Raw genomic sequence first — 15,385 nt, 5'->3', positions numbered from 1 at the left:
GGGCAGGCCTGACATGGCGACCGAAGAAAAACTGGTGACCTACCTCAAGAAGGTCACCGCGGATCTCCACGAGACCCGGCAGCGCCTGGCCGCGGCCGAATCGACCGACACCGAGCCGATCGCCGTCGTCGCGATGAGCTGCCGGTACGCCGGCGGCGCCGACACACCCGAGGCGTTGTGGCAGCTCGCCGTCGACGAGGCCGACGCGATCACGTCGTTCCCCGCCGACCGCGGCTGGGACCTCGACGCGATCTACGACGAGGACCCCGACCACCAGGGCACCAGCTACGTCCGCGAGGGCGGTTTCCTGGACCGCGCCACCGAGTTCGACCCGGCGTTCTTCGGCATCAGCCCGCGTGAGGCCCTCGCCATGGACCCGCAGCAGCGGCTGCTGCTGGAGACGTCCTGGGAGGTCCTCGAACGCGCCGGGATCGACCCGAAGTCGTTGCGCGGCAGCAAGACCGGCGTGTTCGCGGGCACCAACATGCAGGACTACGCCACCCTCCTGCTGCTCGCCCGCGACGGCATGGAAGGCCACCTCGGCACCGGCAACGCGGCCAGCGTCGTCTCCGGCCGGATCGCCTACACCCTCGGCCTGGAAGGGCCGGCGGTCACGGTGGACACCGCCTGTTCGTCCGGTCTCGTCTCGCTGCACCTGGCCGTGCAGGCCCTGCGCAACGGCGAGTGCGGCCTGGCGATGGCGAGCGGTGTCGCGGTGATGTCGACGCCGGGCGCGTTCGTCGAGTTCTCCCGCCAGCGCGGGCTGGCCGTCGACGGCCGCTGCAAGGCGTTCGCCGAGGCCGCCGACGGCACCAACTGGGGTGAGGGCGTCGGTGTTCTGCTGCTGGAAAGGCTGTCCGACGCCCAGCGCAACGGGCACCCGGTGCTCGCGGTCGTCCGCGGCTCGGCCGTCAACTCCGACGGCGCGTCCAACGGCCTGACCGCGCCCAACGGCCCCGCGCAGCAGCGCGTGATCCGGCAGGCCGTGACGTCCGCCGGGCTCGCGTTGTCCGATGTGGACGCCGTCGAGGCGCACGGCACCGGCACCGCGCTGGGTGACCCGATCGAGGCGCAGGCGCTGCTGGCCACCTACGGCCGGAACCGGCCCGCGGGACGGCCGCTGTGGCTCGGCTCGCTCAAGGCCAACATCGGGCACACGCAGTCCGCGTCGGGTATCGCCGGCGTGATCAAGATGGTGCAGGCGATGCAACACGGCCTGCTGCCGAAGACGCTGCACGTCGACGCGCCTTCGTCCAAAGTGGACTGGACGGCGGGTGAGGTCGAGCTGCTCACCGAGGCGCGGCCGTGGCCGGAGACCGGGGCGCCGCGCCGGGCGGCGGTCTCGTCGTTCGGGATGAGCGGGACCAACGCGCACGTCGTGCTGGAGCAGGCGCCTCCGGTTCCTTTGCCGGATGCACGGCTTGAGGAAGAACCGACGCTGCGCCCGTGGGTGCTGTCCGCGCGCAGTGCCGCGGCTCTGCGCGAACTCGCCGCGTCCCTGCGCGGACAGCTCGACACCGGCGTCCGCCTCGACGATCTCGGCCACTCGCTGGCCGTCACGCGGACCGTGCACGAGCACCGGGCCGTGCTCGTCGAGGCGGACCGCGCCGGGTTCGCCGACGCACTGTCCGCGCTGGCGTCGGGCACCGAGCGTCCCGGCCAGGTCCGCGGCACGGCGTCCGACGGCAAGCTGGCCTTCCTGTTCACCGGCCAGGGCAGCCAGCGCGTCGGGGCGGGTGCCGAGCTGTACCGGACCCAGCCGGTGTACGCGGCCGCGTTCGACGAGGTCAGCGCCGCGCTGGACGTCCACCTCGACCGTCCGCTGGCGACCGTCCTGGACGACCCCGAGCTGCTGGACCAGACGCGCTACACCCAGCCGGCGCTGTTCGCCGTCGAGGTCGCACTCTTCCGTCTCGTCACCTACCTGGGGTTGCAGCCGCGGTTCCTGCTCGGCCACTCGGTCGGCGAGCTGGCGGCCGCGCACGTGGCCGGGGTGCTGTCCCTGGCCGACGCCGCCGAGCTGGTGGTCGCGCGGGGCCGTCTCATGCAGGCGCTGCCGACCGGCGGCGCGATGGTGGCGATCCAGGCGACCGAGGACGAGATCACGCCCCACCTCTCGGACCGGGTGGCCGTCGCCGCGCTGAACGGCCCGAACTCGACCGTCGTCTCGGGTGACGAGGACGCGGTGCTGGCGGTCGCGGCGCAGTTCGCCGACCGCAAGACCAAACGGCTCACCGTGAGCCACGCGTTCCACTCGCCGCTGATGGACCCGATGCTCGACGAGTTCCGCGGGGTCGCCGAGTCGCTGTCCTACGGTCCGCCGGTTGTCCCGATCGTCTCGAACGTCACCGGTGAGCTGGTCACGTCGTTCGACGCGAACTACTGGGTCCGCCACGTCCGCGAGGCCGTCCGGTTCCTCGACGGCATCCGCACCCTGCGCGCGAACGAGGTCGACACGTTCCTCGAGCTGGGGCCGGACGCCGTGCTGTCGGCGATGGGCGCGGACTGTGCCGACGGCTCCTTCAGCGCCGTGCTGCGCGCGGACCGGCCGGAGGAGCGCACCCTGCTGACCGCGCTCGCCGAGGTCCACGTACGCGGGCCGGTGCCGGACTGGGCCGCGCTGCTGCCCGAGGGCCGCCGCGTCGAGCTGCCCACCTACCCGTTCCAGCGGTCCGTCTACTGGCCCGAACTCGCCACCTCCGGCCCCGGCGACCTCACCTCCGCCGGACTGAACGCTGTCGAGCACCCGCTGCTCGGGGCCGCCGTCGGGCTGGCCGATGGTGACGGATTCCTCTTCACCGGACGGCTTTCCCTGCGTTCGCACCCGTGGCTGGCCGAGCACCGGGTGTCCGGTTCGGCCGTGCTGCCCGGGACCGCGTTCGTCGAGCTGGCCGTCCGCGCCGGGGACCAGGCCGGCTGCGACCACCTCGAAGAGCTGACCCTGCAGGCCCCGCTGGTGCTGCCCGAGACCGGCGGCGTCGCCGTCCAGCTCGCGCTCGGCGCGCCGGATCACGACGGGCGCCGCAGCCTGACCGTCCACTCACGACTCGACGACGAGCCCTGGACCCTCCACGCTTCCGGCACTCTGGCGACTGCGTCGGAGTCCACTCAGGACGGACTCGTCGAGTGGCCTCCGGCCGACGCGGAGCCGGTCGACCTGACCGGTTTCTACGACCGCACCGCCGAGCGCGGCTTCGGGTACGGGCCAGTCTTTCGCGGCCTGAAGACGGCTTGGCGGCGCGGCGACGACGTGTTCGCCGAGGTCGCGCTGCCTGCCGGCACGGCCGCCGCGCCGTTCGGGCTGCACCCGGCGTTGCTCGACAGCGCCCTGCACGCGGTCGGGCTGGGCCGCTTCCTCACCGAGACCGGCGGCGGCAGTCTCCCGTTCGCGTGGACCGGTGTCCGGCTGCACGCCACCGGCGCGTCCGCGCTGCGGGTCCGACTGAGCCGGGCCGGGACCGACGCCATCACACTCACCCTGGCCGACGCCGACGGGCGCCCGGTCGCTTCGATCGGGTCCCTGGTGCTGCGGCCGGTGTCGGCCGAGCAGATCGCCGCCGCCCGGACCCGGGGGCACGACAGCCTGTTCCGCGTCGACTGGACCGCCGTCCCCGCCACCCCGGCCCGGCACGAGTACGTCCTCATGGGCCCGGACGAGCTGGGGCTCGGCGGCGCTGTCGAGCTGGGTGACGACGTGCCGGAGGTGGTCGTCGCCGGGTTCGCCGGGGACGGCGCGGCGGAGCGGGCCCTATCCGTGCTCCAGGAGTTCCTCACCGACGCGCGGTTCGACGAGTCCGCGCTGGTCGTGGCCACGCGAGGCGCGGTGCCGGTTGGCAACGCGGGCGTGACCGACCTGGCCGCGGCACCGGTCTGGGGCCTGGTGCGGTCCGCCCAGTCGGAGAACCCCGGCCGGTTCTTCCTGGTCGACCTGGACGCGGCCGCGGGCATCGGCGACCTGGTCGCGGCGGCCGCCACCGGCGAGCCGCAGACCGCGGTCCGCGACGGCGGCGTGCTCGCCCCGCGTCTGGCGCGAGTCGCTCGCGACGAGAACCCGGCGTCCACAGTGGACCCGGACGGCACGGTCCTGATCACCGGCGGCACCGGCGCGCTGGGCAAGCTGTTCGCCCGGCACCTCGCCGAGCGCCACGGCGCCCGGCACCTGCTGCTGGTCAGCCGCCGCGGCGCCGACGCCGACGGCGCGGCCGAGCTGGCCGCCGAGCTGGGGGACCGCGTCACCTTCGCCGCCTGCGACGTCGCCGACCGCGACGCCCTCGCCGCGGTGCTGGCCGAGATCCCGGCCGCGCACCCGCTGACCGCGGTCGTGCACACCGCCGGAGTGCTCGACGACGGCGTCATCTCCGCGCTCACCCCGGAGCGGCTCGCGACGGTGGCCCGCCCGAAGGCCGCCGCCGCGCTGAACCTGCACGAGCTGACCGCGGACGCCGACCTGCGCGCGTTCGTCCTGTTCTCGTCCGCCTCCGGCATCACCGGCAGCGCCGGACAGGCCAACTACGCGGCCGCCAACACCTTCCTCGACGCCCTCGCCGCGCACCGCCGCGCCCAGGGCCTCCCCGCGACGTCGCTGGCCTGGGGCCTGTGGGCGGCGGGCGGCAGCATGGCCGCGTCGCTGGACGACGCCGACCGCGCCCGGATGAACCGCGCCGGCGTGCTGGCGCTTTCCGCCGAGCAGGGCACCGAACTGTTCGACACGGCTCTGTCCACATCAGACGCCGTCCTCGTGCCGATGCGGATCGATCCCGCCGCGCTGCGGGCCGAGGCGTCCACCGGTGCGCTCGCGCCGATCATGCGCGGGCTGGCCGGGGTGCCCGTCCGCCGCGTGGTGGACACCGCCGCGGCCGCCTCGATGCTGGGTTCGCGGATCGCCGAGCTGTCCCCGGCCGACCGGGAAACCGCGCTGCTGGACCTGGTCCGGACGCAGGTCGCACTGGCCCTCGGGCACGCCGACGCGGGCGAGATCGAGCCGGGCCGGGCGTTCAAGGACCTCGGGTTCGACTCGCTCACCGCCGTCGACCTGCGCAACCGCATCGCCGCCGCGACCGGCCTGCGGCTGCCCGCCACCCTCGTGTTCGACCACCCGAACCCGGCCAAGGTCGCCGGCTACCTCGGCACCGAACTGTCCGGCGGCCCGAGCCGCGCCCGCGTCGCGGTGACGACGTCCGGCAGCGACGAGCCGATCGCGATCGTCGCGATGAGCTGCCGGTACCCCGGCGGCATCGCGAGCCCGGAAGACCTGTGGCGGCTGGTGCTCGACGGCGGCGACGGCATCTCGCCGTTCCCCGCCGACCGCGGCTGGAACCTCGACGCGCTGCACGACGTCGACCCGGATTCCGCCGGCACGTCCTACGTCCGGGAAGGCGGTTTCCTCCACAACGCGGGGGAGTTCGACCCGGCGTTCTTCGGGATCAGCCCGCGTGAGGCCCTGGCGATGGACCCGCAGCAGCGGCTGCTGCTGGAGACTTCCTGGGAGGCGTTCGAGCGCGCCGGGATCCCGGCGGAATCCGTGCGCGGCACGCGGACCGGCGTGTTCGCCGGCGTGATGTACCACGACTACGCCTCGCGGCTGCACTCGATCCCGCCCGGCGTCGAGGGTTACCTCGGCACCGGCGGGTCCAGCAGCATCGCGTCCGGCCGCGTCGCCTACACCTTCGGGCTCGAAGGTCCGGCGGTCACTGTGGACACTGCTTGCTCGTCCTCGCTGGTCGCGTTGCACTGGGCGGCCAAGGCTTTGCGCTCGGGTGAGTGCGAGCTGGCGCTGGCCGGCGGCGTCACGGTGATGTCGACGCCGGGGGCGTTCGTCGAGTTCAGCAAGCAGCGCGGGCTCTCGTTCGACGGCCGGTGCAAGTCGTTCGCCGCCGCGGCGGACGGCACCGGCTGGTCCGAGGGCGCGGGCATGCTGCTGCTGGAGAAGCTGTCCGACGCGCGCCGCAACGGGCACCCGGTGCTCGCCGTGGTCCGCGGCTCGGCGCTGAACTCCGACGGCGCGTCCAACGGCCTCACCGCGCCGAGCGGGCCCGCGCAGCAGACCGTGATCCGGCAGGCGCTGGCCGAAGCGCGGCTCGCACCGTCCGATGTGGACGTCGTCGAGGCGCACGGCACGGGCACCACATTGGGTGACCCGATCGAGGCGCAGGCGCTGCTCGCGACCTACGGCGCCGAGCGCACCGGCGAGCCGCTGTGGCTCGGGTCGTTCAAGTCGAACGTCGGGCACACGCAGGCCGCGGCGGGGGTCGGCGGGATCATCAAGGTCGTCATGGCGATGCGCCACGGCATCCTGCCGCGCACGCTGCACGTCGACGAGCCGACGCCGCACGTGGACTGGGCGTCCGGCGCGGTGGAGCTGCTCACCGAGCAGCGGCCGTGGCCCGAGACGGGCCGGCCGCGGCGCGCGGCGGTGTCGTCGTTCGGGGTCAGCGGGACCAACGCGCACACGATCATCGAGCAGTACCCGGAGCCGGCGCTCGCCCCGCCGGTGTCGATGCCCGTGGTGCCGTGGGTGCTTTCGGCCAAGACGCCGGAGGCCCTGCGCGGGCAGGCCGAGTCGCTTGTGGACTTCCTGGGCGAGGAGAACCCCACTGACGTCGGGTTCTCGCTGGCGACCGGGCGGGTCCGCTTCGCGCACCGCGCGGTCGTGACCGGCGCGGACGTCGCCGAGCTGCGTGCCGGGCTGGAAGCCGTCGCACGCGGCGAGTCCGGTGCCGTGGCCGGTGGTGGGCTGGGGTTCCTGTTCACCGGGCAGGGCAGCCAGCGGGCCGGGATGGGCCGGGAGCTGTACGCGGCCTATCCGGTGTTCGCGGCGGCGTTCGACGAGATCGCCGCCGGTCTGGATCTCGACGGCGACGTCGACCAGACCCAGTACACGCAGGCGGCGCTGTTCGCGCTGGAAGTGGCGCTGTTCCGGCTGTACGAGTCGTGGGGCCTGCGGCCGGACGTCTTGGTCGGTCACTCGATCGGCGAGCTGGCCGCTGCGCACGTCGCGGGTGTGCTGTCGCTGGCGGACGCGGTGAAGCTGGTGTCGGCGCGGGGACGGCTGATGCAGGCGCTGCCGTCGGGTGGGGCGATGGCGGCTCTGCAGGCGACTGAAGACGAGGTTTCGGGATATCTGTCCGACCGTGTGACCATTGCCGCGCTCAACGGCCCGTCATCGACGGTCATCTCCGGTGACGAAGACGCGGTGCTGGCCGTCGCGGCGAAGTTCTCGGATCGCAAGACGAAGCGGCTGGTCGTGAGCCACGCGTTCCACTCACCGTTGATGGACCCGATGCTCGAGGAGTTCCGCGGTGTAGCGGAGTCCCTGTCTTACGGTAAGTCGGTCATCCCGATCGTCTCGAATGTCTCCGGGCAGCTGGTCACCGAGTTCGACGCGGACTACTGGGTGCGGCACGTGCGTGAGGCCGTGCGGTTCCTCGACGGCGTCCGCGCGGCCGCGGCCCGGGGTGTCACGACGTTCGTCGAGCTGGGTCCGGACGGCGTGTTGTCGGCGCTGGGACAGGAGATCGTTCCCGACGCGACGTTCGTTCCGGCGCTGCGCAAGGGCCGTCCCGAGGCGCACACCGCGGTGGCCGCGCTCGGCGTGGCCCACGCGACCGGCGCCCCCGTCGACTGGGCCGCGCTGTTCGGCGGTGCTCGTCGTGTCGACCTGCCCACCTACGCCTTCGAGCGCAGCTGGTTCTGGCTGCACGCCCCGGTCAGCGCGGCCGATGTCGCGGCCGCCGGCCTGGTTGCGACCGGGCACCCGCTGCTCGGCGCGGCCGTCGAACTGGCCGAAGTGGACAGTGTGCTGTTCACCGGACGGCTGTCCGTGGCCGCCCAGCCGTGGCTGGCCGAGCACCAGGTGCACGGCGCGATCGTGCTGCCGGGCACCGCGCTGGTCGAGCTGGCGTTGCGGGCCGGCGCCGACCTCGGCTGCGCCCGGATCGAAGAGCTGACCCTGCAGCAGCCGATCGTCCTGCCCGCGGACGGCGAGGTCACGGTGCAGCTGACCCTCGGCGCCACCCTCGGTGACCGCCGGTCGCTGGCCGTCCACTCGCGCATCGGCGGCGAGCCGTGGGTCCGCAACGCGAGCGGCACCTTGGTTCCGGAGACCGCGGCGCGAGTGTCCGATGCGGCGTGGCCGCCCGCTGGTGCCGAGCCCCTCGACGTCACCGGGCTTTACGACGCGCTCTACGCCACCGGTCTCGGTTACGGCCCGGTGTTCCAGGGCCTGCGGGCCGCCTGGCGGCGCGGCGGTGAGGTGTTCGCCGAGGTCGCGCTCGACGCCGACGTCGAGTCGTCGCGCTTCGGGGCGCACCCGGCCCTTCTCGACGCTGCCCTGCACGGCATCGGTCTTGGTGCGCTCGACGCCGATGGTGGTGCGAGGCTGCCGTTCTCCTGGTCCGGGGTCTCGCTGCACGCCACCGGTGCGTCCGCGCTGCGGGTGCGGCTGGCCGCAGCGGGCACCGGCGCCGTCTCGATCGAGGCGACCGACCCCGCCGGGCAGCCGGTGCTGAGCGTGGACTCCCTGGTGCTGCGCCCAGTCCAGGCCGCGCAGCTCGCCGGGGACCGGCTGCCGCTGTACAAAGTGGACTGGACGGCCGTCGCTCCCGGTGCCGAGCCGGACCCGGCGGCTTACGCCGTGGTGACCGACCTCGCCGAGCTGAGCGAGGTGCCCCCGGCCGTCGTGGTTGAGGTGTCCGAAGTGGACCGAACCCTGGAACTCGCCCAGCAATGGCTGGCCGACGACCGGTTCGCGGAGTCCGCGCTCGTCGTGGTCACCCGCGGCGCGGTCGCCGCCGGGCCGGACGACCGGATCACCGACCTCGGCGCGGCCGCGTCGATCGGACTGATCCGCACCGCCCAGACCGAGAACCCGGGCCGGTTCACCCTGGTCGACGCCGGTGACGCCGACGTCACCCGGATCCTCGCGGCCGCCGGCAGCGGCGAGCCGCAGACGGCGATCCGCGCGGGCAAGGTGCTCGCGCCGCGCTTGGCCGTGGAGACCACGGGGACGCCGGTGACGTTCCGGCCCGACGGGACCGTCCTGGTCACCGGCGGCACCGGCGCGCTCGGTTCGCTGTGCGCCCGGCACCTGGTCACCGCGCACGGCGTGCGGAACCTGCTGCTCGTCAGCCGCCGCGGTGCCGACACCGGACTGGGCGCCGAACTGCGGGAGCTGGGCGCCGAGGTCACCTTCGCGGCCTGCGACGTCGCCGACCGCGACGCCCTCGCGGCGCTGCTGGCCGAGCACCCGGTGACCGCCGTCGTGCACACCGCCGGTGTTCTCGACGACGGCGTCCTCGGCTCGCTCACCCCCGAGCGGCTCGCCGCGGTGCTGCGCCCGAAGGCGGACGCGGCCCTCAACCTGCACGAGCTGACCGAAGACCTCGACGCGTTCGTGCTGTTCTCCTCGGCCGCCGGGGTGTTCGGCGGCGCGGGCCAAGCGGCCTACGCCGCGGCCAACAGCTACCTCGACGCCCTCGCCGCGCACCGCCGTGAGCTGGGCGAACCCGCGACGTCGCTGGCCTGGGGCCTGTGGGCCGAGACCGGCGGCATGGGCGGCACCCTCGACGAGGCCGACCTGCGCCGGATGGAGTCGTCCGGGGTCGCCGCACTGTCCACCGAGGACGGTCTGCGCCTGTTCGACGCCGGTCTGGCGGCCGACCAGGCCCAGCTGGTGCCCGTCCGGCTGGTGCTGGACGTGCTCCGGACGCAGGCCGCGGCGAGCGGGACGGTGCAACCCCTGCTGCGCGGCCTCATGCGGGCCCCCGCCCGTCGTGCCGCCGCCGTGGCCGAGCCCGGTTCGCTCGCGGCGCGGCTGGCCGCGGCCGAGGACCGCGACGCGCTGGTGCTCGACGTCGTCCGCGCGGAGGTCGCCGGGGTGCTCGGCCACACGACGCCGGACGCGATCGGCGCGCGCACCGCGTTCACCGAACTCGGGTTCGACTCGCTGACCGCGATCGAGCTGCGCAACCGGCTCAACGCGGCCACCGGGCTGCGGCTGCCCGCGACGCTCGTCTTCGACTACCCGACCCCGGAGGTCCTGGCCGGCTTCCTCGCCGCCGAGCTGCTCGGCACGCAGGAGCGGGAGACGGTCGTCGCCGCGGCGTCCCATGTGAACGAACCGATCGCGATCGTGGCCATGGCCTGCCGGTACCCCGGCGGCGTCCGGTCGCCGGAGGAGCTGTGGCGCCTGGTCGAGACCGGCGGCGACGCCGTCTCGGAGTTCCCCGCCAACCGCGGCTGGGACCTCGCCTCGCTCTACGCCGAGGACCGCGGCCAGGCCGGCACGAGCTACACCCGCCACGGCGGGTTCCTGCACGACGCCGACCAGTTCGACCCGGGGTTCTTCGGGATCAGCCCGCGCGAGGCGCTGACCATGGACCCGCAGCAGCGGCTGCTGCTCGAGACGTCCTGGGAGGCGTTCGAGCGGGCGGGCATCAACCCGCACGCGGCCCGCGGCAGCCGCACCGGCGTGTTCGCCGGCGTGATGTACAACGACTATTCCGCGCTGCTGCACACCGTTCCGGCCGGGGCCGAGGGGTACCTGGGCACCGGGACGTCCGGCAGTGTCGCGTCCGGTCGCGTCGCTTACACCCTCGGGCTTGAGGGACCGGCGGTCACCGTGGACACGGCCTGCTCGTCTTCGCTGGTGGCGCTGCACCTCGCGGCGCAGGCGCTGCGGCAGGGTGAGTGCGAGCTGGCGCTGGCCGGCGGGGTCGCGGTGATGTCGACCCCGGCCGCGTTCATCGACTTCAGCCGCCAGCAGGGCCTGGCCGAGGACGGCCGCTGCAAGGCGTTCGCCGCCGCGGCGGACGGCACCGGCTGGTCCGAAGGCGCCGGAATGCTGTTGCTGGAAAGGCTTTCCGACGCGCGGCGCAACGGCCACCCGGTGCTCGCGGTCGTCCGCGGCACCGCGGTCAACTCCGACGGCGCGTCCAACGGCCTGACCGCGCCGAACGGTCCCTCGCAGCAGCGGGTCATCCGGCAGGCACTGGCCAACGCGCGGCTCACACCGTCCGATGTGGACGCCGTCGAGGGGCACGGCACCGGCACGGTGCTCGGCGACCCGATCGAGGCGCAGGCCCTGCTCGCGACCTACGGCGCCGAGCGCACCGGTGAGCCGCTGTGGCTGGGCTCGTTGAAGTCCAACATCGGGCACAGCCAGTCGGCGGCCGGGGTGGGCGGCGTGATCAAGATGGTCCAGGCCATCCGCCACGGCGTGCTGCCGAAGACCCTGCACGTCGACGAGCCGTCGCCGCACATCGACTGGTCGGCCGGCGCCGTCGAGCTGCTCACCGAGCAACGCGCGTGGCCGTCGGTGGACCGGCCGCGGCGAGCGGCGGTGTCGTCGTTCGGGTTCAGCGGCACCAACGCCCACACGATCATCGAGCAGGTCCCGGCCGCGGCGGAACCGCCGGTCGCGGACGCCGCCGGGCCGCACCCGTGGGTGCTCTCGGCCCGCGAGCCGCAGGCCCTGCGTGACCAGGCGCAGCGACTGCGCGCCCACCTCGACGCCCACCCGGAGCTAAGCCTCGCCGAGATCGGCCGAGCCCTGGCGGACACGCGGGCGTCGTTCGACCACCGCGCGGCCGTCGTCGCCGACGACCGCGACGGCTTCCGCGCCGGGCTGGGCGTGCTGGCCCGCGGGGAGCACGCACCGTCCGTTGTGGAGGGTGAGGTGACGACCGGCGGACTGGCCGTGCTCTTCACCGGGCAGGGCAGCCAGCGGGCCGAGATGGGCCGCGAGCTGTACGAGACCTACCCGGTGTTCGCGGCCGCGCTGGACGCCGTGTGCGCGGAGTTCGACGGTCCACTGCGGACGGTCGTCTTCGAGGACGCGGAAGCGCTCGACCGCACCGAGTACACTCAGCCCGCGCTGTTCGCGCTGGAAGTCGCGCTGTACCGGCTGTTCGAGTCGTGGGGCCTGCGACCGGGCCATCTGCTCGGCCACTCCGTCGGCGAGATCGCGGCCGCCCACGTGGCGGGGGTGCTCTCGCTGGCGGACGCGGTGAAGCTGGTGGCCGCCCGCGGACGCCTGATGCAGGCGCTGCCCGAAGGCGGCGCGATGGTGGCGATCCAGGCGACCGAGGACGAGGTTTCGGGATACCTGTCGGACCGGGTGACCATCGCCGCGCTGAACGGCCCGGCCTCCACGGTCATCTCGGGCGACGAGGACGCCGTGCTGGCCGTGGCCGAGAAGTTCGCGGACCGCAAGACCAAGCGGCTGGTCGTGAGCCATGCCTTCCACTCGCCGCTGATGGCCCCGATGCTCGACGAGTTCCGCGGTGTAGCGGAATCTCTGTCCTACGGTCAGCCGGTTGTCCCGATCGTCTCGAACGTGACCGGTGAGCTGGTGACCGGGTTCGACGCGGAGCACTGGGTCACCCACGTCCGCGCGGCCGTCCGGTTCACCGACGGGGTGCGCGAGCTGACTGCTCAGGGCGTCACGACGTTCCTCGAGCTGGGACCGGACGCCGTCCTGACCGCGCTGGCCCAGGAGAGCGCCACCGGCACCTTCGTGAGCGCGCTGCGCTCGGGACGTCCGGAGCCGCTCGCCGCGGTCACCGCGCTGGGCACCCTCCAGGTGCGCGGGCACGTCACCCGGCCGTTCGGCCCGGCGACGACCCGGCCGGTCCCGCTGCCGACGTACGCCTTCCAGCGGCAGAGCTTCTGGCCGTCGGCGGGTGCGCCGAGGCCGGGGGACGCGAGTGCGTTCGGTCTCGCCCCGGGCGGCCACCCGCTGCTCGGCGCGACCGTCGGGCTGGCCGGGGGCGAAGGCCTCGTCGCGACCGGCGTGCTGTCCACGCGGACCCACCCGTGGCTCGCGGACCACGCCGTCCAGGGCGTGATCCTGCTGCCGGGCACTGCCTTCGTCGAGCTCGCGCTGCGGGCCGGCGACCAGGCCGGCTGCCCGCGGATCGAGGAGCTGACCCTGGAGACGCCGCTGGTCCTGCCCGAGCAGGGCGGGGTCGCGGTGCAGGTCGGCGTCGGCGCGCCGGACGCGTCCGGCCGACGCCCGGTGACCGTCCACTCGCGACCGGAGAACACCGAGGACCCCTGGACGCGACACGCGGCCGGGACCCTCACCCCCGAGCCGGGACCGGCCGCCGCGGACCTCGTGTCCTGGCCGCCGGAGGCCGAACAGGTGCCCCTCGACGGCTGGTACGAGGCACTGGCCGGCGCCGGATTCGGGTACGGCCCGGCGTTCCAGGGCCTGCGGGCCGCGTGGCGGCGCGACGGCGAGGTGTACGCCGAAGTCGAACTCGCCGAGGAGACCACCGGGTTCGGGCTGCACCCGGCGCTGCTCGACGCCGCGCTCCATGCGGTCGGGCTCGGCACGCTGGTCGAGGACACCGGCACCGGCCGCCTGCCGTTCTCCTTCACCGGGGTCGGGCTGCACGCCACCGGGGCGTCCCGGCTGCGCGTGCGGCTGAGCGGCGCGGGCCAGGACGCGGTCCGGCTGGACATCGCGGACGCCACCGGCGCCCCGGTCGCCACGATCGACGCCCTGGTGCTCCGCCCGGCCGGACGGCTCGCCCCGGCCCGCTCGGGTTCGCTGTTCCAGCTCGGCTGGTCCGGCGTCCCGCTGGCCGCGCAGCAGCCCGGCACCTGGGCGATCGCCGGCGAAGACCCGGCGCTGGCGGACGCCCTGCGGGCCACCGGCGTCGAAGTCCGCGAGTACGAGGACTTCCTCTCCTTCACCGACGACGAGGTCGCTCCGGACGTCCTGCTCCTGCCGTGCGAGGCGGGCCCGGCCGACGCCGGCGCGGTGCGGCTGGCCGTCTTCCGCGCGCTGGCCCAGGCCCAGGCCGCCCTGGCCGACGACCGGTTGCTGGACACCAAGATCGTGTTCCGGACCCGGCACGCGGCCGGCCCGGACGTCGAGGATCTCGCGAACGCCGCGGTCTGGGGCCTGCTGCGGTCCGCGCAGTCGGAGTACCCGGACCGCCTGGTGCTGGTGGACGCCGACGACCAGGACGCGTCGCTGCGCGCCCTGCCCGCCGCGCTGGCCACCGGCGAGCCGCAGCTGATGTTCCGCCGGGGCGTTGCGAGCGCGCCGCGGCTGGCGCGTGCCGAGCCGACCGAAGGTCTCGCGTCCCTCGACCCGGCCAAGACGGTGCTGGTCACCGGGGCCACCGGCGCGCTGGGCGGGCTGTTCGCCCGGCACCTGGTCACCGCGTACGGCGTGCGGAACCTTCTGCTGGTCAGCCGCCGCGGCACCGACACCGGGCTCGGCGACGAGCTGCGGGAGCTGGGTGCCGAGGTGCGGTTCGCGGCCTGCGACGTCGCCGACCGCGACGCCGTGGCGGCCCTGCTCACCGGGGTCGAGCTGACCGCGGTCGTGCACACCGCCGGTGTCCTCGACGACTGCACGTTCGCCGGGCTCGACCCCGATCGCCTCGACGTCGTGCTGCGGCCGAAGGTCGACGCGGCGCTGAACCTGCACGAACTGGCCGGGGACGTCGACGCGTTCGTCCTGTTCTCCTCCGCGGCGGGCACGATGGGCAACGCCGGCCAGGCGAACTACGCGGCGGCAAACGCTTTCCTCGACGCGCTGGCCGCCCACCGGCGGGCCCACGGCCTTCCGGCGACGTCGCTGGCCTGGGGCCTGTGGGCGACCGAAGGCGGCGGCATGGGCGCCGACGCCGACGTCAAGCGCATGTCCCGCGGCGGCGTGGCCGCGCTGACCGAGGACGAAGGCCTGGCGCTGTTCGACGCCGCGCTGGCGTCCGGGGAACCGGCGTTCGTGCCGATGCGGCTCGACACCGGGCTGGTCCAGGCCCGCGCGGCGACGCACGGGGTGCCCGCGGTCCTGCGCGGCCTGGTCCGGGCGCCGGCCCGCCGCGCGGCGGCCGAGGCGGACCCGGCGGCCGCGGTGCTCGCCGCACTGTCCGGAGTGGACGGTGCGGAGCGCGTCACGCTGTTGCTGGATCTGGTGCGTTCGCAGGCCGCGGCCGTGCTCGGGCACAGCGGACCGGAGGCGATCGTCCCCGGCCGCGGGTTCCTCGAGCAGGGGTTCGACTCGCTGACCGCGCTGGAACTGCGCAACCGGATCGGCACCGCGACCGGCCTGCGCCTGCCCGCGACGCTGCTGTTCGACCACCCGAGCCCGGACGTCCTCGCCGCGCACCTGGCCGGGGAGCTGGGCGCTGCGGACTCGGCCGGCCCGGCGCCGGTGTTCGCCGAGCTGGGCCGTCTGGAGACGGCACTCGGGGACGCACTGGCCGGACTGGACGACGGCGACCGGGCCGGGCTCACCGCCCGGCTGCAAGCACTGCTCGGCCGGTGCGCCCCGGCGGCGTCCGGAGTGGACGAATCGGTCTCGAGGCTCGGTTCGGCCAGCGACGACGAGATCTTCGACTTCATCGACAACCAACTCGGCATCTGA

At 74.4% G+C, this 15,385-nt stretch carries 1 protein-coding gene; it reads left to right on the top strand.

Going from position 1 to position 15,385, the window contains the following annotated elements:
- Positions 1–34: 34 nt before the first annotated feature.
- Positions 35–15,385 (top strand): SDR family NAD(P)-dependent oxidoreductase, encoded by a 15,351-nt coding sequence (locus tag VA596_RS31680; protein WP_410171943.1) that lies wholly within the window; start codon positions 35–37, stop codon positions 15,383–15,385.

Origin of the sequence: Amycolatopsis heterodermiae, assembly GCF_034929455.1 — a bacterium.
Lineage (GTDB): Bacteria > Actinomycetota > Actinomycetes > Mycobacteriales > Pseudonocardiaceae > Amycolatopsis > Amycolatopsis heterodermiae.
This window is presented reverse-complemented; position numbering and strand designations above follow the sequence as displayed.